The following is a 21,052-nucleotide window of genomic DNA, read 5'->3' as shown; positions in this document are numbered from 1 at the left end:
CGCTTCTCCAATATCTCTGCCCATTCCTGCACCTGTTGCTTCGCTGGGATCATGCTCGTGGGACACTCGTGCAGGAAAAAACCTAGGGAAGGTCTGCACAACATGTTTTCATGTGCGCCGATCTTTTTTCACGTTGGGCGTATCGGCCGCAGAGTCTGCCAGCAGGTTGATCGTGCGGCTTTTGAAGCATGATGACCTTCGTTTGCCGAGACTCACGGCCTGATGCGCCGGGCGTTTCACGCTTTGTTTAAAGCCTTGCGCGCCATCCAGAGGTTGCCCAGCGCAAACAGTGTCGTGATCTGCGCGGTGTTCTTCACCAATCCTCGGTAGCGGGTCTTCGTGTAACCAAACTGCTGCTTGAGCACGCGAAACGGATGTTCAACCTTGGCGCGCACGCCAGCCTTCAGGCGCTCAATCTGGTTGTATATCGCGTCCAGACGATTGGTCAGGTCCAGTTGTCGACGCTTGCCCGGTCGCATCGCGACATGCCAGCGTACCGGGTTCGCCTGACATCGCTTTTCTATACCCTGATATCCGGCGTCAGCGTACACATCCTTTTCCTGGCCGTGCAACAACGCTTCGGCCGCATTGATGTCGTGCACGTTGGCTGCCGTACCAATGACGGTGTGGACCAGCCCCGACTCTGCGTCCACGCCGATGTGCGCTTTCATCCCGAAGTACCATTGATTCCCTTTCTTCGTCTGATGCATCTCCGGGTCCCGTTTGCCAGAGCCGTTCTTTGTCGAACTCGGTGCGCTAATCAAGGTCGCATCGACCGCTGACCCTGCCTTCAACATCAAGCCTTTTTCACTCAGGATCTCATTGACCAGGGCGAGCATCTGCGCGGCCAGTCCGTGCGTTTCGAGAAGGTGGCGGAACCGCAGAATCGTGCTTTCGTCTGGCAAACGCGTCATACCTTCGTCCAGCCCCGCAAACTCACGGTACAGCGGCACGTCATAAAGCGCCTCTTCCATCGCCGGGTCCGAAAGCCCAAACCACTGCTGCATGAAGTGAATCTGCAGCATCGTCGCAACCGGAAACGGCGGCCTTCCAGTCTTACCCTTCGGATAGTGCGGTTCGATCAACGCAATCAACCTCGACCATGGCACAACGCGCCTCATCTCATCGAGAAATTCCCGCTTGCGCGTGCGTTTCGTTGAAAGATCCAGGCCAAGACCGAGCTGTGTCATCGAGGAACTCCTTTAATTCCCGTTCTTCCAGGATAGGACAACCAGACTTCGACGCCAGGACTTTTGCAGACCATCCCTAGGAAGAAGGTAAGTTCCTTCCTCGTACCGTTGGCGACCGTAGCAAGGTACGCATCCAATTCTGTCATGTTCTCTTCCTCTGGTATGCCCTTTGCCCCAAGCGCGCGCACAGCCTTGGCGACGGCGGCTTGGGCTCGTTCCAAAAACGCGCGGCTGGTCATGTAGCGGCCCAATTTGTCGGCTGGCATGGTGTCTTCTCCTTGGTGATACCAGCATACGCCCCGATCCGCACACCGCGAAAGTGTGAAATGACGCGATGCGCAGGTTAGCCAAGCTTCGGAAGTTCCATCGCGCCGTTCTATCGCACTTGCACGCGGAAAGGGAGGCAGCCATCAAGCTTGTCGAGGCCCAAGCGGAGGACTTCGCCGTCGTGACGGACGGGCCAGATGAAGCCCTGTCGCTGAAAGATATCTCGCGCATCAGCACGTCGTCAACAGGTTGCTCCGTCCGCCTTCGGGCCTTTTTTTAGCGGACTGCACCTCGGGCAACCCATCCTCCCTCGCTTTTCGGCTTTGGCCAATTGCTGGACGACGAAAATCGACCAAACGTGACCACAGCGTTTGCACCGAATCTTGTTTTTCTGCGTGCGTATTTTTCCCGTTGCAGGGTCACGGACAGAAGTTGGCAACATAGTCACCAGCGTAAATCCAAACGCCTCCAAGCGGCGGCCGAGCCTTTGTCGCTCCGCTTCGCGTCGTTGCCGTTCCCGAAATTGAACGTCCCGCGTGTAGGCCGCCCTGCACGTGAGGCACGGAGGAGGAAGCGCTTTTGTAGCCCCAGCTTTCAGTCCGTCAAGCCACTGGTAGAGTTTGGATCGGGTCAATCGTCGAACCCGTCCCGCAGGATGCACGACGCAACGCAACTGCACAACCTGATGCTCGGTGCAGATCCGATACCTGCTTTTGCCGGCAAAACAATAGCCGTGCTGTTCTAGTCGCTCGAGGAAAGCGAGCCAGCGACCGCATACACCCTCCCGATCGCAGAATGGGCACCCGCTTTTTCCCGGCGGCCTGCTTTCGAGCTCCCGGATAACCTTGTTGAACTCGCCACCGCACGAGTGCCGCCACCGATGTTCGAACGTCCTGCCGCGCCAAGGTCCCAGCAGGTGGAATTCGCGACCGATGCCTGCCAATGCATCGCGACCGAGGCCGGCATAGACTTCGGCCGCGTTGATTTCCACGCCATCCTCTCTCAATTTGAGCCCAATCGACCTCGCCACATGCTTAAACTCCTGGATGGCGATCGATAGATAGGAACCTGAACCATCGGAGAGTCTTGCGAGCCGGGCCGCTTCAAACCAGAGAACCCCGACGTGCCAGCCATCCAGCGGTCCTCCCCGATGTTTCCCATTCGTCGCCTGCGGTACCTTCAACCTGTCCAGACGCAGGCGCTCTTTCTTCGAGATGATCCTTTGAAATATGGGGACGTTCTGGTTGGGATCGTGATAGGCGCTGTGGTTTTCAAGGCCGAACTTCCGAATCGGAGAAGCCGCGTCAAAAACTACTTTGCGGTTCGCATCTTTTGGGTCGAGTCCCCTTACCACCATCCTTTGCCAATCGTCTGGACCTGTCGCATAGTGGCGCAAAAACGCATAGAGAAGACGTTCTCCGAACGGCTCTTTGCATTCCGGGCATCCGCGCTTCCGGATGTCACCGTAGCGCCGCCGCATCGAATGGCCGACCGCACAGGCAACACTCACCGTGGTCAATGTTGTCACCACGTTGTCCGGGTGCTCGCTTGACAAAGTGAGTCCATATAGCTCCAAGCGCTCCCGCGCCTCAGCCACGCTGAGCGGTGTATTCCGGTGCTTCGGTCGGTCTGTATACATAATTGCCCGACAGGAAGAAACTTATGTGCTCCTAATGTTGCCAAATATCGGCTGTGTTCGCCTTATCGCAAATGTCCTTGTGAGCCTACACACGCTGCCGCATATAGGCTCATTTTTCCACCGGATACGTTGGGCGATTCCGAATTCATTATTACGTAGCCCGTCATATCTATGACGATTCGACGCGGCACTGAGACATAACGCCTGTTATGTCAGGCAACGCGGATCCCGCACGCCAAAGACAATCCCTTCGCGTGAAACAATTGTCTGGCATTGGCGTCCGAGCCTCGCTGCTCGATTAATTCAGGCCGCCCAAATTGGTCGTGAAACATCAGATATCACGCAGCCCGCGGCTACACTTAACGCGCATAAGGCGGTAGCCGGTCGATCCGCTTACCCATTATGTCCGTTGCGTCATCGGTCATAGCCGAGATTGGGTTACACAAGGGTCAACGAGTGCGGTGTGGGGGAACGCTATCGGTCCGCAACTGTTATGAAAATGCGCGCCCAGCTTCCGGAAGATTCGCCAATAGTGATCGCCGAAGGGGCACGGTCGAGAAAACGGACGAGTAATTAGGTAAGCAAGCGCCCTGTTGGGCCATGCCACAAACTTGGTGTTGGCACCCGTGTTACCGCCGGGTCTAGCCAATCCTCGGCTCCCTCGGCCGCCCTCGTAATCACTGAGCGTCCGTTCGGGCCAGGACAAATATGGGCGGAACCATACAGTCCGATCGTGTCGGTCGGGTAAATCCCCATCAAAGTAGGAAATCCTTCTAGCCGAGTTCAACAGTTGGTGCCGCAGAAACCTGGCCACAGACCTATCTAAAGCGACCTTCCCGACGATTTACAAATTGCAGGAGGGGTGCAGCAGGGTCCGTCGGATTGTAAAAGCAAGCACACAGCTTAAGGTGAGCAAAGACCATCCTGCAAGGTCTTGTTCATTGCAAAATTGGGTGACTCGAAGTATTGCCTGTTTGCCAGCAATTTCGATAGGCTTGGTTTTCCCACGGCCTATGGAGACCGCCATGCTTCGAAGGACACCTCTCGATGACGCTACACTGCTTGAGAGTCGTCGACTCGTGGAACTCGACGATCCTGATGGTCACCCATGCACTCACACGGGCCATTCCGAGATGCCTACCGGGTTCGCTCTGGCGAAGGAGCCTTGCGCCGAAACGCAGGCGCCCAAAATAGGCGACGCGTCCGACTACACCTTAGATGAGCACCGCCACCGGTTCGCGGTGTGGGCAGCCGCTCGTGCGTACTCTCGCGGGGGCAGCGGTGGAGGATATACCCTCGAGACAGCGAGGCTGGTGCTGGAAGCGGCAGGCGTACGAGACATTCGCAGCGTTGAAGATCTTCCGGAACCGGATCAAATTGACCAATTTAACGATGGACTCATTCACAGGGTAATGGCGGCCGCACCGCCTACCTACACTGCCGATGAGAAAGACGTAGAAAGTGGCACGTCCGAGAAGAAGAAGGTCGAGCGCGAATTCGTATGTACGTACGGTCGTGCGCAGAAACTGGTAAACATCTACCTAAAATCCAAGCTGATTTGTGGCAGTACCTGCCACGACGACATTCGATTGGCGAGACTGCACCCGCCCCTGGACAGAGAGTTACTTAAAGCATTAGGTCGCCTGGCACGGGCGAAGCCGGCTGCACCGCTGCATCATTCATTCAAGAGGCTCTGGGACGTTGCGCCTGCGAAAGGAGACTCTTGGACCGATTTCGACAAGGCGACCTACGACGCATACGTAGCGGCCATCAAAGCTCTGCAGGGCGGTCGACCACTTTGGGCAGTAGAAGAGTACTGGATGAACGGAAAGTAGTCGACGACTTACTCCCTTGAGCGCGGCTGCCCGAGCCGATGGTCGCATTGCCTGTCGAGCAACAACGCCTTGTGCTTGTACTTGACGACTGGGCGCACACGTTCAAGGACTGAGTGCTCAGCACGAGCTGCAGGCCCGTGTTCAGGATGATGTGTACGACGCCTACCGTCAGATCCTGCGAAGGCATGCTCAACCATGCAGGTGGCGAAAGTCGGCACCCGACCCGCTCCGGTCAGATAACTTTCCCCGGACCGGTCAGTCAGCCAAATTCAGGTTTTGCTAACTGGGGTTCCAATGAGCGGCCGTTGGCGACCTCACCCAATCGGCCATGAAGCGACGTTCGCTAGCGGTCGGTCCGCGACGTTCTAACGTCAGCTTTGACGTTGCTACCGGCCTTCAGTCTCCTCTTCAGCCCGGTCGTCATCAGGCAAAAAACCAGCCGAGACTCGTGGTTCAGGTATGAAGTTCCAGATCGCGTACGTGCACGCCGGCCTCGGCATGCGTCAGGCCGGCCACCTGGGACTCCCCCGCCCGACATCAGCAAGGAGCATGCGCCTATCAAGCGGAACGATATAAACCGTGGTGATGACTGCACCGTGGGAGCCATGGACGACTGGCAGGCGGCTTCCTGCGGCGAGCAGCTCGGGCCGTTGGCATGGCCACGCGCGAAAATTCACGACGTTGAACATTCTCGCTGAGAAGTCGGCAGGCAGTGCGGAGACGATCGCTTTCAGCGCTTGCAGCCCCGCCCAGCGACGCCGCCACGGCCACGAGATGCCCTGCGCTGCGTCTTTGATCTATGTGTCGCCCCCGTCGCAAAGCGTAGCAAATGACGAGCCTTGCTTATGGTCACACGACTACCTCGCTCGGCCGGACCGGGCCTTCGGCGCGGGCCTTGGAAGGACCCAGTGCTTACTCCCTTTCTCCCACATATCAGATTAAACTCGTCGATACTTACTCAAGGTTGTCTTGTCGGATGCAAAAACCAGATCATGCTGCGGGCGACCAGCCAGCAGCGCTTCGCAAAACGTCTGCCCTCGACTTTCCGATTGTCGGGATCGGTGCATCGGCCGGCGGTGTTCAGGCCCTGATGAGGTTTTTTGAACACATGCCGCAGGCCCCAGGCATGGCGTTCGTGGTTGTCCTTCATCTTTCGCCTTCTCACGAAAGCCAAGCCGACAACGTCCTGCGGCGTGTCACCCGCATGCCGGTGTTGCAGCTGACCCAGGCCACACCCGTCGAGAAAGACCACATTTATCTGATATCTCCGGCGACCGCTCTGTCGCTGACAGATGGTTACCTGTCCGTGACGCCAGCCGAGCGGGGACGAGGCGCTCCTGTCGCGATCGACCTGTTTTTTCGCAGCCTCGCCGAAGCACACGGCGAACGTGCGATCAGCGTCCTTCTCTCAGGCACGGGCAGCGACGGCGCAGTCGGCATCGGCCGTATCAAGGAATGCGGAGGCATTACGCTGGCCCAATCGCCGGAGGACGCCGAGTACGGAGAGATGCCCGCCAACGCTTTGGCAACCGGGCAGATCGACATCGTGCTGCCGGTTGTCGACATCCCGCAGAAGCTGATCGAATTGAACGCGAACGCACGGTCGATTACGCTACCGTCCGCCGACGTCGAACCGAGCGCGACGGCGGGGGAACCGGCGGAAGACGGCACGGGTGCGGCAGAAGACGCGCTGCAACGCATCCTAAAGGCGCTGCGCATCCGTACTGGCCATGATTTCCAGCACTACAAGCGCGCGACCGTACTGAGGCGGATTGAGCGCCGCCTTCAGGTCAACAGCCTGCCGGACCTGCTGGCCTATCAGCGCTTCGTCGAAACCCATCCGGACGAAACAGGCGCGCTGCTTCGCGACATGCTGATCGGCGTGACGAACTTTTTCCGGGACCGCGAGGCGTTCGAGGCGGTCGAGCGCGAAGTGGTGCCGGCCATCATCGGGAGCAAGGCGGAGGGCGAGTCCGTTCGCGTATGGGTGGCCGGGTGTTCCACGGGTGAAGAAGCGTACTCGCTCGCCATGCTGTTCAGCGAGCGCAAGACAGAAGGTACCGAGTTACCGAAGCTGCAACTTTTTGCAACGGACCTCGATCAGCAAGCAATAGAAGTCGCGCGTACTGGCAGCTACCCGGAATCGATTCTGACGGACGTTCCGCCCGCGCGCCTGCGGCGTTTCTTTGCGCTGGAGCGCAGCCGATACATAATCAGCAAGGCCTTGCGGGAAAGCGTTCTGTTTGCGCCTCACAACATTCTGCGTGATCCACCGTTCTCTCATCTCGATTTCGTCTCGTGCCGCAACCTGCTGATCTATCTCGACCGAAGCGTGCAGCGTCAGGTGCTCGAAACGTTTCATTTTGCGCTCCAGCCGGGTGGTTTGCTGTTTTTAGGGACCTCGGAGTCGGTCGACATCGCGGATGATCTTTTCAGCACGGTCGACAAGAAAAACCGGATCTATCGGGCAAGAATACTACCTACAAAGGTCCCGTCGATTTCGTCGCCGGCTGTGACCGGCACTCAGGCTTTCGCGCCACGCCCGCTCGCGCCCGCACCGATGCGCGACCCCGCAAGCCTGACTTTTGCGACTCTTCATCAGCAGGCGATCGAACGGTACGCACCGCCAAGTGTGCTGGTGGACAGGAACGCAGAAATCCTGCACATGTCCGATGACGTCGGGCGATTCCTGCGCTATGTCGGCGGTGAGCCCTCGCACAATCTGCTCACACTCATAAACCCCGATTTGGGTCTTGAATTGCGCACCGCGCTCTATCAGGCGCTGCAAAACGGTAGGAGCGTCGACGCTGAGCGGGTGCGGTTCTCGCAAGGCGCTACCCATTCCTACGTAAACATGACGGTTCGTCCGTTCAACGACGCAGCGAACTCGGCGATATTCTTCACGGTTTTCTTCGATGAGGTCGAGGAAACGACTCGCCCTGAGCAAGCAGAGCAGACAAACGCGGATCACAATCCGCTCGTCGCACATCTTGAGGGCGAGTTATCTCGCACGAAGGAACTTCTGCGGCTGAGCATTGAGCAATCGAATGCTTCGAATGAGGAACTTAAGGCTTCGAACGAAGAACTTCAGGCGATCAACGAAGAGATGCGCTCAGCGACTGAGGAACTCGAAACGAGCAAGGAAGAACTGCAGTCGGTCAACGAGGAGCTTGTCACCGTTAATAGCGCGCTTCAAACGAAGGTCGAAGAAACGGCGAAGGCCAACGACGATTTGCAAAACCTCATAGCGTCCACCGGCATCGCCACGATTTTCGTCGATAGTGAGATGCGCATCAAGCGATACACGGCCCCTGCTGTCGGGTTGTTCAATCTGATCGAAACGGACATTGGCCGTTCGCTGTTTGACCTGACGCATCGCCTCATTTATCCGGAGCTGGCCGCCGACGCGAGTGCTACCTTCAAAAGCCTGCAGATCACGCAGCGCGAAGTCAGCACGACAAGCGGTGAATGGTATCTGGTCCGGCTGCTACCTTACCGAACAGGCGAAGACCGCATCGACGGGGCGGTGTTGACGCTGATTGACATCACGGAGCGACGCCTCGCGCAGCAGGAAGTTCGTGTGGGGGAGGAACGACTCAAGCTTGCCGCAATCGCCACCGATGACTACGCAATCATCGTCCAGGACCTGGACGGCAGGGTCGTGAGCTGGAACAGGGGTGCACAGCGCATATTCGGCTATGACGAACCGGAGGTACTGGGCAAGCCCGTCGATCTGATCTTCACGCCGGGGGATCGGGCGCAGGATGTCGCACTTCGGGAACGCGAGACCGCAAAGGCGATTGGTCGGGCCGAAGACGAACGATGGCACCAACGCAAGGATGGCAGGCGAATCTACTGCAGCGGAGTGATGACCAAAATCACCAGCGAAGGCTTCAGCGGATTGGCCAAGATCGTTCGTGACATGACCGATAAGAAGAGCGTGGAGAGTCAACAGCAGATGCAACTCGAGTTGGAGCGAGCGACGCGTGCGCAGGCTGAATCCATCAATCGCCAGAAGGATGAGTTCTTCGCCGTACTTTCACATGAACTCAAGAATCCGCTGAACCTCATTCACGTTAAGGCCGAACTGCTTAGTCGTGTGCCCGATGCAAAGCATATTCCTCTGGTTCAAGACGCGGCCCAGGCCATTCAGCGCTCTGTCATCAGTCAGGCAAAGATTATCGACGATCTTCTCGATCTGTCGCGGGTGCGCACCGGAAAGCTCGCCCTCAGTTTCGGCGACGTGGACCTCGCGGCCGTAGTTCGCTCAGTAACGGAAGCGTGCGCCACAGATGCAGACGATAGCGGCATCGCGTTGAGTACCTGCGGGACCGACACTGCACATGTCATTCAAGCCGATTCCGTGCGGGTCGAACAGATGCTATGGAATCTTCTTCGCAACGCGCTCAAATTCACCCCTCGTGGGGGCAGTATCAGGGTCGCCCTGTTCGAAGATAATCGCTTTGCCTGCATTGAAGTGAGAGACACGGGCAAGGGCATTGCACCGGACTTCCTGCCTAAAGTCTTCGACATGTTCAGCCAGGCGGAGAGGAGCGTCAAACGAGATGGCAGCGGACTCGGGATTGGCCTGTCGCTTACGAAGCAACTGGCGGAAATGCATGGCGGAAGGATCGAAGCGGAATCGGCCGGGATCGATCGGGGAGCTTGTTTTCGTTTGTGGTTACCAAGGCATTCTCCTTTTGCGATGCGCTCGGGCTTTCCCGCTCTTGCCGACGCCAGCATCCTTAAGGGACTTAGGGTCCTGCTGGTCGACGATTCGATCGAAAGCCTTGAGGCATTAGGCGCGCTGCTCGAAATTGAAGGTGCCCAGGTCACCGTCGAGTCCAGCGCGCAAAAGGCACTTGCCCTCGTCGAGGATCGCCAATTCGATTTGATCCTGTCGGATATCGCCATGCCTGGCATGAGCGGGTACGAACTGATCGAGGCACTGCGCAAGCGGCCGAATATGGCCAAAGTTCCTGCCATAGCATTGACGGGGTTCGGACGTGATAAGGACGCTGCGCGGGCGTTGCGCGCAGGATTCGATGCGCATCTCGGCAAGCCCGTAACTTTGAGTGCGTTGCTTCAAGTTATCGGAGCGATAATGCAGCAAACTAACAGGTGAGTATCTCGGCATAGCGTTGTCTGAGGTCGTACCGTTGATCTGGCGAGGGCCGCCGAATGACCGTTCAATTGCACAAAAGGGACATCCGGGCCATTCGGCGGGAAACGACAGCAACGGGTCGACTAGGGAAGTTCGGCGATCAGCCGGGGCGGGCCGTTTGTCGTCAGCCGACGGATATCCGGGTTCGGCCAATTTCAGACAGTCAGCGATGCTCCGGAGTTGACACCCCAACGGCCGTTGTATTCCAGATTCCCGACAACTGCACGCTACCTTTGTGTGTGGTCGGCTTACCGTAGTATGTTCCCATGTCCCCTACATCCGATCGTGAGAGCGCCTACGCGCCGCTGCTCCCCAAGGCTTCTGTCAGGGCCTGCGTTGTGAGCTGCTCGCCGCGTCGGTCGTTGCTCACCAGCGGAAGCGACGCATAGGCGTCGCCATCCGGGCCTGAGACATCGGTTTTAGCGTCCAGCGGTCAACTGCGCCTTAGGACAACGAAGAGCGAAAGCGTCGGGCCATGGGTGAGGTGCAGCCGGTATCCCCGAGTTGAATGCTCATCTTCTTGCAGCCCAAGGAGAGTTGCGCATCAGAGCGCTGAAGTCTCTACGGACGAAGTGGGGATCCTCATAGGCCATTACATCCGCCAAGCCGGTGCCCTGAGTGGTTTCAGGCCGATGTTTGAGGCTGTCGTAAAGGGTACGCATGAAGACTTCGGCAAAGTCTTGCGGGTGAGGGTATGCCATCTCAATGGCGTCTCGCTGCTCGACCGTGAAATCGTCGTAGCCGACGCCAACCAGATCCATGTTCGCTCCCTGAGCAACGAGTGCTGCCAGCGGTGAAACCTGTGCAGGGATACCGTTCGTTGTATGCAGCGCAATCGCAAGCCAGACTTGCTCGCTCGCGGCTTCCGACACGCCGTGGCTTCGCAGGAATTGGCGAGCGGCGTTCGCACCATCGACCTCGTATCGCAGATGGCTCTGAGCGTAATTCTCAGTCAAGCCATAATCATGGAACATTGCCGCGACGTACAAAAGTTCCGGGTCGTAGGGAAGGCCATTTCGTTGCGCAGTTAAGGCTGCCCAACAATAAACCCGCGTCGAATGCTCGAAAAGGAACTCCCCCTCCGAGTGACGTATGTATCGGGCAGCGTCGCGTGCCAATTTGCTGTCAGGGATTGCTATGTGGGGCGTTCTATCGGCCGTGTCCGAACTTTGCTGGTGCGGTGCAGGAGCACGGTCAGCGGCACACACGTTCGACGCCTGAATGAAACCCATCACAAAAATTAGAAGCACGGCGCTAGCCATACTCATAAAGCGAGCGATCTTCATAGTCCAATTCCTTTTCAACATGCAGACTTCTGCCGCCGTCCCGTCCGGCGAGAGATAGCTATGACATTTCCCCCCAACTGTTCGACTTCCGCCAAGACCATTGCGGATGACCGTCGAGTGGACAGCACACGCGTTGATGCATGGGATCCTGACAACTACAAGCGCATCGTGAGTGGTCGTTCACCGTGCTGAAGGTCGACTGGAGTCGATGCTCATTCCCATCGTTGAACGCATCGGCGATTTGTTCCTTGGGATTCCCTTCAGGAACGCGGAGCACTTCCGCCAGCATTCGCGGGTCTTCGGTGAACTCGCTTTATGCAAGTCCGAGCACTTCAACCTCGACGCCTCTGGTCAACCAGTTGAACGACTGTGATTATTTTTAGACATGCAATCGCGCCGCGCCTATGCAAAGCGGCTGCATTATTACGTCACAGAATCGTGCGTGCTTATGTCGAAGTCCAGGCGCTTTCGGTGTGAAAGCCCGGAATGTCTTTACGTTTCCATCACGGCCTGCGGCGTGTTCCGGAAGCCGATTGCCATACGGTTATACGTGTTCATTAGACTGATGGCGATGGTCAGGTCAACCAGTTCGCGTTCATTGAACACGGCGCGGACAACCTCGTAGGCCGCGTCCGGCACGCCGGTCTGCGCCACCAGCGTGACCGATTCGGCCCACGCGAGTGCGGCGCGCTCACGGAGGTCGAAGAGATCGCCCCCTTCGCGCCATGCCTGCACCAAGGCCAGTTTTTCGATCTTTACGCCTTTTTTCATCAAGTCGCGTGTATGCATGTCCAGGCAATAGGCGCAGTTGTTGATCTGCGAGACGCGCAGGTAGACCAGGTCGACGAGAACCGGCGACAGGTCGCTCTGCATGACGTAGCCGTAGACGCCGCCAAGGGCTTTGACGCCCGCAGGCGCAATCTGAGCGTAGTCGAGACGCTTGCTCATGAGGTGCCTCCTTAACGTGGTGGATTACTTGATGGGGGTGGTCAGCACTTTGTCGTTGGTGTCCGCGACGAACACGGCGAGTAGCTTTGCAGGCTCTGTTTCGCTCGCGTTGCGGCTTATGCGGTGAACGGCGCCGGGCTCCTCGAAGAAGCTTTCGCCAGCATGGTAGACACGCTTCGGACCGTCATCGACCTGTGACTCGATCTCGCCCGATACGACATAGGCATAGATGAAGGCCGAGTTCGCATGCCTGTGCGCTGAAGACGCGGCACCCGGTGCGTAATCGACGACGACGGCGGTCAACGACTTCCCCGGAATGTTGGGAATGGCATGCTGAAAATTTGGTGTGACCCTTTCAGCCACACCGTGCGCCGCGGCCGGCACGGCGATGGCGAAGGCCATGGCTGTGCAGGCGGCTCTTGCGATGGTTTGAATGTTCATGGATGTCGGGCTCCTTTGTGCTTTCGCATTGTCTCGTGGCATGCGGGCACGCAAAAGCACCAGGAATGAACATTTTTACTGTACCAAGAAGCGATGGCAAAGTAGGTGTCGTTGGTCCGTCAGTGGCGCCCGCGAGCGAGTTCCAGCAGGCGGGAACAGTTGGCCGGCAGCGTTTTTTCATTCAGATTCGTCACGCTGAGCAGCAGCCCCTGCTGCCCCGGATCGCCTGTGTACCAAGGAGACAGAGGAACTGGGGCCAGCCCGAAAGCTCGCGCCCGCAAAGCGATGTCGACATCCGATACGGATTGGGAAAGCGCGGCCACGACGGTCATGCCGGCGGCGGCCTGCACTCTGAGCGATTCCGAGGCCTGCTCCTTGAGACAACGAACGAGAGCTTCCTGCCGCGCAGCGTAGAGACGTTTCATTCGTCGCAGATGGCGAAGATAATGTCCTTCGTGCATGAACTCTGTTACGGCGTGCTGCACGGCTGCAGCCGGGGCAGGCGAAAGGCACGCCGCGACGTCGCCGAAGTGCCGCGCCATGCCCGGCGGGACAACAAGGAACCCTAGGCGCAGTGCCGGGCTGATCGTCTTGCTGAAGGTTCCGATGTGCAGCACCCGTCCATCCCGATCGAGCGAGGCCAGTGCCGGTGCGGCCCGTCCTTTCAGCTGCAACTCGCCGAGGTAATCGTCTTCAACGATCCAGGCTTCGTGTTGTCTGGCCCAGCCGAGCAGTGAAATCCGTCGAGCGAGAGACATCGTCATCCCAAGCGGGGCCTGCTGGCCCGGTGTCACCACCGCGAGGACCGCTTTGGGTGCGATCCGGATGCCTGCGTCGATATCGAGCCCATCCGCGTCCACCGGCACGCCTGCCACGGTCATTCCCGCCAGCTCAAGCGCCGTACGCGTGAGCGGAAAGCCGGGGTCTTCCATCCAGGCTTGTCTACCCTCCACGCGCAGGGCACGAATCGCGAGATTGAGCGCGCCGGAGAAACCTCCCGTGACGAAGACTTGGGACGGACTGCATCGAAGTCCGCGTGAGACACCAAGATACGCCGCGATCTCCTGTCGCAAGTCCGGTTCGCCGCGTGGATCGGGGTAGCCTACAGGAGCCGCTGCCGCATGGCGCGCCGCGCGCGCCTGAATGCGTGACCAGAGCTTGAACGGAAAGGCGTCCTGGGAGGGCACACCCATTTGAAACGCCAAAGGCGCTGCGTTGAAGTCGTAGAAGAGATCGGGCAGCGGCGGCGTCTCGGGAGACCATCCGGTCGTCGTTGGCGACGGCCGCTCGGTTACCCGGGTGCCGGCCGCACCCAGGCCGATCGCGAACTGCTCGTCGATCAGACGTTCATAGGCGGCCCGCACGGTGCCCCGGGCCACGCCGAGCTGGGCGGCCAGATCCGACCAGGAGGGCAGCCGCGCGCCGGCGGCAAGCTGGCCCGACTCGATCGCATCTCGAATCGAGCCGTAAATTTGCGCCGATAGAGAGATGCGTCCGGCGCGATCGAGGCCGATAGAAAGCTTTGTCATGGACGCGATAGTACATTCGGATTGTTCGATCTTGGGTCTTTTGCATGACTCAAGGGAAGCGTAACTTTCCCGGAGTAGCGCCGCCAGACAATGCCATGCGGGATCAGCGGACAACGCGGCACGGTCCAGAAGTCAGGCGTGTAGCGGAAACCGCACGCTATCTCCAGCTTGAGGAACCCAATGAAGCACGATAAAACAACGCCGGCGAACGACATGCTCGGCGTCGTCATTCCCGACAGCCAGCTCGCGCGGGAGGTCGCGCAACTCATTCGCGACACCGAGAGCGAACTGCTGTTCAATCACTCGACACGCGTCTACCTATGGGGTGCACTGCTGGGAAAACGAAACGGCGTCTCCTTCGACCCGGAACTGCTCTACGTTGCGTCTATGTTCCACGATATCGGTTTGACGTCGGCCTATCGCGAAAGCGAACTGCGTTTCGAGGTAGACGGCGCCAACGCCGCGCGCGATTTTCTGCGCAGCCATCATGTTGACGAGGTTGACATAGCGAAAGTGTGGACCGCTGTCGCGCTCCATACGACGCCGGGCATTCCCGAGCACATGCACGGTGAAATCGCGCTGGTGCAAGCCGGAGCGGGGATGGACGTGGCGGGACGGGGCTTCGATACGTTTTCGGAGGAACAGCGCGCGGCGGTGATCGCAGCGTGGCCGCGCGGCGCTAATTTCGCCGGCAGGATGATCGACGCCTTCTACGACGGCATGAAGCATCGTCCAGCCACCACGTTCGGCACGTTCAACGACGATTTCCTCGCATACAAGGACCCGGGCTTCGAGCGCGTGAACCTGTGCAGCATCATCTTGAATTCCCGTTGGGGCTAACGTCCTTGCGGACGATACAGCCCAGCTCTCTTATGCCTTTCAGGATTTTCCGATGTTCAAACGTACATTCTTGGTAACGGGCGCCAGCAAGGGTATCGGGCGGGCGTTGTCGAACCGGCTCGCCGCCGACGGCCACCTGGTCGTCGGTCTCGCACGCGGCGCCGACGATTCAAGTTTTCCCGGCACACTGGTTTCAGTCGATCTGACGGATCGAAATGCGACCGCGCGTGCGCTCGCGGGGCTGGCCGAGCGCTACGCCTTCGATGGCGTCGTCAATAACGCGGGTTTTGTCCGGCTCGCCGGCGTTGAAGCGATCGATCTCGACGATCTCGAAGCGTCCTTCCGTCATAATCTCACGTCTGCCGTGCAGACCGTACAAGCCCTGCTGCCCGGCATGCGGAACCGAGGGTGGGGGCGAATCGTCAATCTCTCCAGCCTTGTCGTTCTTGGCGTGGCCAACCGCACGGCCTACGCTGCGGCGAAAGCCGCGATGATGAGCTTTACGCGCACGTGGGCGCTCGAGCTTGCGCAGACGGGCATCACTGTCAACTCCGTCGCGCCTGGGCCCACCGAAACCGAACTGTTCCGGCAGAACACGCCCATGGGCAGCGAAGCGGAGCAGCGGTTTCTTTCGCTCGTACCGATGAAGCGGTTTGGCAAGCCTGAGGAATTGGCCGCGGCTTTAGCATTCTTTCTGTCCGACGATGCGGGCTTTATCACTGGACAAACGTTATTCGTTGACGGTGGCGCGTCGGTGGGAAAGGCGGCGTTCTGATCGCCCACCTATCATCGTGCTCGAAGTCGGCGGGGCGCATTACCGCGCTTCGCTGATACGCCCGAAACGACTTCGCGACAGCCGCTAGCGCGTTAGTGGCAAGAACAACTTTCTCTCCGGTTCGTCAACCGCTCTCGGCACAATGACGAACTTCTACGCCGCTCCAGCAATGGGGTGGCTCTTCTATATCCCCAGCGAACGACTGTTGCACTCCATCAAGGGACGCCCATGGTAGTAGTGCTGACTGGCCGAAGCGGGTCGGGTTGCGTCAATCCGCTCTTCAAATTCATCGCCGGAAAGCGGCCACTTGAATTCCGCTTCCCGGAAGCGGCCAGTCGCCAGTGCGTACTCCCGACCCCGTTCCCGTCGTTCGTTTCCAAACTGTGTCGAAGGCGGTTTCCACTGTACAACGGTCGTTCACTTCAATACTCGCCCAGCGCTTAACGTTGACGTATCTGCTAGCGACCTCAAAGACATAAACGAGCCCACGTCCGCGCAGTCGAAAGCGTAGGCCAAGCCTGCAGCGGTCAAGATTGGCGAGGATGCTGCAGGCTCAGGGTTTTCTAGGCGGCGTAATTCGCGACTCACGAATTGCCGCGTAATGCCAGCAACCACCTTTGTAAGTACGTCCTCGGCGCAAAAAGAGGCCGCATGTAACAACGGTCAAGCCGATCAACATGCAGTACGGCCAGTTGATCGGCCAGCGTATATTCAGCGGCCAAATTACGTAACGTACTAGGAAGGCCCACAAAAGAAATACGTAGAGACTGACTACTTGGTTGATCTTTGAAACTGAGAACGCTGAAATCCCGGTGATGAGATGATCCAGACGTTCCAGAGGCGTCAAGGTCGGATTGCGGAAAAGCGTGATCTTGTAAAGTGCCCAGTCTCATAATCCTCGAGCAAATCCACATGCTTTTCCCAATTTTCTTGCCAATATTGCTTCCTCGATTGACAAGCAACCAAGCGAACGAGAACACTTGCCAAGGCACGACAGCAGGACGGAAGTATTTCGCGTCTGGGCGAGTTCCCTGCCTGAATTGCAATAAACCCGGCGAGGGTTGCGCCGATAAAAGTCCAGAAATAGGTCGCCCGCTTCCAATAGAGGTCAATCTCGAACTGGCGGGTGTCCAGCGCGCGCTCTAAAGCCTCCTTTCTTCTCGCCCTCGAACGCCTTGAGATTTCCTCAGGTGTCATATTTTTCGTAGTAGTCTCTTCCATACTCCTCCAAAGGTTTGCCTGTTATCGAAAAGGCCTAAATCGCAAACGGCCTCATCGGTATCACCGAGCGAGTCTTTTGCGTCTAGACGTTCTTTTTGTCTCGATTGTGTCACGCAGGATTCCATGCTCTTCCATCATTTTTTTGGCGTCGTCTTTCTCAGCATCGGTCATTGGCTCTTTCGCGCTAAACGCAATAACTGTTTCTGACGACCTTTCGGCACCTCGCGTATCCATCCCAACGACGACAATCTCTTCTGCTTGAGGGTATTTATATCTCGCAACATGCGCGTACAGATTCATGCATGCGGTCCGCTCCTTCCTATATTCTATGTAGTTTTCGTAATTTGTGGACCAAGGAAAAAAGAGAAACACATACAATCGCTCAGGTTTGCTTAGTGAGAAGACAATTCGAGAGCTTCTGGCTCCGGGGGGAACTTCGGCATACTTTTCGAACAGCGCCTTGGATAGATGCGCACGCGAGAAGAGATTTTCGGAGGCCAGCACGCGAACTGCGATTTCGTGATCGAGAAAATGTAGACTCTCCCCTTCTCCCACCTGTGCCGTTGCTATGGCATTCGAAAAATCGCTTACAATTTTGCCCCACGGCCGGGCTTGCTTTCGGATTTTTTCGTATTCGTGGTACATTTTCGAATCGAAAAAACTTTTCCACCAAAGTTCTGGGATCGAAAAACTGAAATCTTTGGGCATTCTTTTTGGCGACGAAATCCTTCCGAAACCTTGCTCGGTTATTTCATTCAGGTAGTACGCAAGGAAATCCTCCTCGCCCGCAAGTTGACTTAGTCCTTTCCTACGAACCGCCGACTCTTTTTCATTCAGATAGTTGACGAAATCGCTGATTGTCTCAAGGTGAAGCAGGACTAAATCCAAAGAAAAGTCATCAAAGACATGAATAAATGTCTTGTTCGGATTTAAATCTGGAACGTTGAAGGGATTGTCAAGGGCCTGTTTTTCATTCATGAAATAGGCGTGCATCAGCGAACCGGAGCTGCCTGGCATTATTTCGTCAAAATATTTTCGCGAGTTAAAACTCGAATTGCGTGCTATTGCAACCAGGTGAATTTTCAGGTCGTCCGGGTTAACGGGGAGCGGGAAGCTGACCTTGCAGGTTTTGTCGAGGAATAAGCGGCCGGGATGATTCCGAATGAACGATTCAGCACCGAAAAGTTGCTTGGCAGAATCGTTGATCGCTGCTCGATACCAACGACCCCAAGCCACTTTGATGTCGATGTGTTTCGGGAAAGAAATATCTTTGTCGGAGAAGATTATTAAGTCCGTACCAAACAATACTAGCAAATCGGCAACTTCCTGACCGATTCCATTCTTTGCGATTCCTTCGTCGCGGTACACACTCGGGTAGCTCCAAAGTCCAAAAAACGCATCCTCCGCGATCATCGCGAGGTGCTTCTCCGTTCGCGTGCTGCCTTCTTGTTTTACGATGGGCGTTAGCATTTAGCAAAGTAAAGACGTGGTGAGCGACGCGATGTTAGCCGCGTACGCGGTATGCGTCGAGACTATTCCACCTCGCCGCACCACACATCGCGCGAATTGTACAGGCGCGTCAGCTGTTTACTGCCAGAGCGCAGACATTCCGCTACCGACCAGGCGCGTCCGCAGTGGCTTATGAACCGCCACCGCGTTGCGAGGTTTGCCGACCGCTTTCGATGGGCTACCGACGCTCCAATGTCGAATTGCGGCACCATGGGAACGTCGCTTCATGGTCGCGTTGAGGCAAAGCCACCGGCAAATTGCTCGCCGGAAACCGGCCATTGAGCGGGAGCTGTCGAGACCTTGGCGCTTCGAATTGGATGACGACCACGACCGGCTGCTCGTGGCCCGCACTGAGACCGACGACTGACACCGTCTGTCAAATCAAGTCCAGACTTTTACACTTAAAAGCCCAAGCCGGAAAACGTCGTCAGGCTTGGGCCTCTGTCATCTGTCGTATTCGAGGTTGTTCCGCGCTAGGCGTGAGAACGACCGTGACCATTAAGCCGTGGATTTGTGGACAAACCCGCTACGCGGGTTTCCGTCCTCAGCACTGCGCGCTCACCGTTGCCCACAAGCTCCACCGCTCAACGTTACCAATGAGATCGAAAAACGCCACCCCTGACTACAAATATGCGGCTTACTTGATGCGTGGGCGTGGTGTACGTTGAACCGGCTCCGGCGCGTTGTCTGGCTCGCGGTATGGGACGACTGGAGTCGCTACGGGCACCAACTTTTCACCAAAGTCCTTGTACTGCTGGGTCTTTGTCCGCGCCATCTGAGAGCGCCGCTCCGCTGTGATTTCGTTCAGCTTCGGATCCGCGAACTCGACTCGAATATGCCGCTCGGCGGCCAACTCCGCTACCCGCCGCTTCTCCGCGTCCGTTCCCGACATGTCAAGGGCTGCGCCCCAACCTCGCGCGATTGCAAGCCGCATGGCTGTCTCAAGCGTCGCGTCGTCATGCCGCAGTATTTTCACTTCGTGTGCGCGATCGACGATGACTGTATGACCGTCCTTCGTATAGGTCACGTCACCATTCGCAGCGACAACGTACGCCAACGCGATGCCCGGATGCAATGGATCTCGTTCGGTCTGTGGCTGCGATCGCGCTGGGCGCATGATGGCTTCATTCGAAACATCCGCCAGCGACTTAGCGCGTCGCTGAACGCGCCGCAACTCCGCCAGTGCTAGCTCGTCGCCCACCTGCACACGTTCGGCGAGGAATACGCGATAGCGTTCGACGTAGGGCTTGTTTTTCGCCGCCTTCAGTTCCGCACGCTCAAGTTCGTTCTGCTCACGCAGAGCCGTCTCCTGCGTTACGCGCGTCATGCGCGCAATCGATAGCTGCGCGCGAATCTGTGCGCCATTGCCGGTGCTGCGCTGCGCATTGAGCCGCGCGCTCGTTGCGTCGAAACTATCCTTGATGACTGCCTTACGCGCCTTCGCTCTCTCTCGTTGCTCCGCACTTCGCGCGGTGAGCTGTCGCGATCGCTCGCGGTTCCATACCTGGTAGGCACGCCAGAGGTCGCGCCTTGGGTCCTGTGCTAAGCCTCGTAGATCGTCGCTGCCGTGTACTTGCTGAACCGCTACAGCCGCCCGGAAACGTTCCAGTCCGCCACTGTCCCGCTCTTTATCGTAGGTAACACCTCGCTTCTGCAAACCATTCCATTTGTAAGCCTCTCCTAGGTCCTGCCCCTTAAAATGGATGCCGCTAATCTCAAAACTGAAGCCATTCAGACGACCAGTACTTGCGAGATTGATCCGAGCGTTGACCTCGACGGCCTCGAGGCGCCTTGCAAACTCCAATGCACTCGGCCTTCCTTTCGCTGCATCATCAATCAGCCGCTGCAAACGCTCACGCGGCGGTTCCTGCCCTGTTCGCGCCGCCGACTTCGTTTCATTTCGGGTTAATTTCTTTCGCTCTACACGAGCATCCCCGAGTCCGGGCGTTACGGTTAATCCATGCTTCTTTTCGAGCTCTTGCGTCGCCTCGATCGCGCGACGAGCTTCCCATTGACCTAACCAGACACTCCCGTCTAACGCTATTCGTGATGCGATAATATGAATGTGGTCGTGTTCCGTATCGTTATGCCTGACCACCACATAGAGCGTTGTATCTACTTGGAAACCCATACATTCCATAAAGTCCCGCGCTATCTCGTCCCACTTCTCGGTGGACAGGCTTTCGTCTTTCGGCAACGCGAGCGAGCAATGCCAAACTGGTTTTTTGATATCAGGCCTCAATTTACGGACGACCCCGAACTCGCGAGAAAGGGCCGCAGGATTGTCGCCAACCATGTTGCCGCCAACTAACTCTGCGTTCTTCTTTTGGGTAGCCTCTGATCGTACGTCGAAAGTGTAATTTAACGCTCCGCGAAAACCACCGCCCCGTGTAATGTTTGCCTTCATC

The 21,052-nt window shown here is 57.4% G+C and carries 15 protein-coding genes; 5 read left to right on the top strand and 10 right to left on the bottom strand.

The window, feature by feature from the left end; translation table 11 throughout:
* Positions 1 to 236: 236 nt before the first annotated feature.
* The 3 genes from OH764_RS00785 to OH764_RS00775 form a co-directional block, all read right to left on the bottom strand.
* Positions 237 to 1,190 (bottom strand): IS5 family transposase, encoded by a 954-nt coding sequence (locus OH764_RS00785; RefSeq protein WP_498847679.1) that lies wholly within the window; start codon positions 1,188 to 1,190, stop codon positions 237 to 239.
* A complete protein-coding gene (locus tag OH764_RS00780) occupies positions 1,187 to 1,456 on the bottom strand; it encodes a hypothetical protein (RefSeq protein ID WP_498847678.1) in 270 nt (89 codons plus the stop codon). The genes OH764_RS00785 and OH764_RS00780 overlap by 4 nt, the downstream gene beginning before the upstream one ends.
* Positions 1,457 to 1,698: 242 nt before the next feature.
* Positions 1,699 to 2,985, bottom strand: a complete 1,287-nt coding sequence (locus tag OH764_RS00775; RefSeq protein ID WP_498847677.1) for a hypothetical protein — start codon at positions 2,983 to 2,985, stop codon at positions 1,699 to 1,701.
* A gap of 1,190 nt (positions 2,986 to 4,175) precedes the next feature.
* On the opposite strand from OH764_RS00775, the gene OH764_RS00770 reads away from it, so the two are divergent.
* Together OH764_RS00770 and OH764_RS00765 are read left to right on the top strand one after the other, a co-directional pair.
* Complete coding sequence (locus OH764_RS00770) at positions 4,176 to 4,931, top strand: hypothetical protein (protein ID WP_498847676.1); 756 nt, start codon at positions 4,176 to 4,178, stop codon at positions 4,929 to 4,931.
* A gap of 976 nt (positions 4,932 to 5,907) precedes the next feature.
* Positions 5,908 to 10,056: a CheR family methyltransferase gene (locus tag OH764_RS00765; protein WP_498847675.1), complete on the top strand. Its 4,149-nt coding sequence runs from the start codon at positions 5,908 to 5,910 to the stop codon at positions 10,054 to 10,056.
* Between the two features lie 551 nt (positions 10,057 to 10,607).
* On the opposite strand, the gene OH764_RS00760 is transcribed toward OH764_RS00765, so the two are convergent.
* A complete protein-coding gene (locus tag OH764_RS00760; RefSeq protein WP_498847674.1) occupies positions 10,608 to 11,381 on the bottom strand; it encodes an HD domain-containing protein in 774 nt (257 codons plus the stop codon).
* A gap of 208 nt (positions 11,382 to 11,589) precedes the next feature.
* Between OH764_RS00760 and OH764_RS00755 the strand changes: the two genes are divergently transcribed.
* Positions 11,590 to 11,754 carry a hypothetical protein gene (locus OH764_RS00755; RefSeq protein ID WP_498847673.1) on the top strand — a complete coding sequence of 55 codons (165 nt, stop codon included), beginning with the start codon at positions 11,590 to 11,592 and terminating at the stop codon, positions 11,752 to 11,754.
* A gap of 119 nt (positions 11,755 to 11,873) precedes the next feature.
* Here the strand turns inward: OH764_RS00755 and OH764_RS00750 are convergent, their stop codons facing one another.
* From OH764_RS00750 to pdxR, 3 genes are all read right to left on the bottom strand, one after another.
* Positions 11,874 to 12,329: a carboxymuconolactone decarboxylase family protein gene (locus tag OH764_RS00750; RefSeq protein WP_498847672.1), complete on the bottom strand. Its 456-nt coding sequence runs from the start codon at positions 12,327 to 12,329 to the stop codon at positions 11,874 to 11,876.
* Positions 12,330 to 12,353: 24 nt separating this feature from the next.
* A complete protein-coding gene (locus OH764_RS00745; protein ID WP_498847671.1) occupies positions 12,354 to 12,770 on the bottom strand; it encodes a cupin domain-containing protein in 417 nt (138 codons plus the stop codon).
* A gap of 119 nt (positions 12,771 to 12,889) precedes the next feature.
* On the bottom strand, positions 12,890 to 14,299 hold the full coding sequence (pdxR, locus tag OH764_RS00740) for an aminotransferase-like domain-containing protein (RefSeq protein WP_498847670.1): 1,410 nt from the start codon (positions 14,297 to 14,299) through the stop codon (positions 12,890 to 12,892).
* A gap of 180 nt (positions 14,300 to 14,479) precedes the next feature.
* Between pdxR and OH764_RS00735 the strand changes: the two genes are divergently transcribed.
* Both OH764_RS00735 and OH764_RS00730 read left to right on the top strand, forming a co-directional pair.
* Entirely contained in the window at positions 14,480 to 15,139 is a 660-nt protein-coding gene (locus OH764_RS00735) for an HD domain-containing protein (protein WP_498847669.1), read from the top strand.
* Positions 15,140 to 15,191: 52 nt separating this feature from the next.
* Entirely contained in the window at positions 15,192 to 15,914 is a 723-nt protein-coding gene (locus OH764_RS00730; protein ID WP_498847668.1) for an SDR family oxidoreductase, read from the top strand.
* 843 nt (positions 15,915 to 16,757) lie between these two features.
* Here OH764_RS00730 and OH764_RS00725 read toward each other — a convergent pair.
* The 3 genes from OH764_RS00725 to OH764_RS00715 all read right to left on the bottom strand — a co-directional run bounded on the left by OH764_RS00725 (position 16,758) and on the right by OH764_RS00715 (position 21,051).
* Positions 16,758 to 17,135, bottom strand: a complete 378-nt coding sequence (locus OH764_RS00725) for a RipA family octameric membrane protein (RefSeq protein WP_498847667.1) — start codon at positions 17,133 to 17,135, stop codon at positions 16,758 to 16,760.
* A gap of 60 nt (positions 17,136 to 17,195) precedes the next feature.
* Positions 17,196 to 18,548 carry a hypothetical protein gene (locus tag OH764_RS00720; RefSeq protein ID WP_498847666.1) on the bottom strand — a complete coding sequence of 451 codons (1,353 nt, stop codon included), beginning with the start codon at positions 18,546 to 18,548 and terminating at the stop codon, positions 17,196 to 17,198.
* Between the two features lie 733 nt (positions 18,549 to 19,281).
* On the bottom strand, positions 19,282 to 21,051 hold the full coding sequence (locus OH764_RS00715; RefSeq protein ID WP_498847665.1) for a relaxase/mobilization nuclease domain-containing protein: 1,770 nt from the start codon (positions 21,049 to 21,051) through the stop codon (positions 19,282 to 19,284).
* Position 21,052: the final 1 nt, after the last annotated feature.

The organism is Burkholderia sp. M6-3 (genome assembly GCF_050858985.1).
Classification (GTDB): domain Bacteria; phylum Pseudomonadota; class Gammaproteobacteria; order Burkholderiales; family Burkholderiaceae; genus Paraburkholderia; species Paraburkholderia caledonica.
This window is presented reverse-complemented; position numbering and strand designations above follow the sequence as displayed.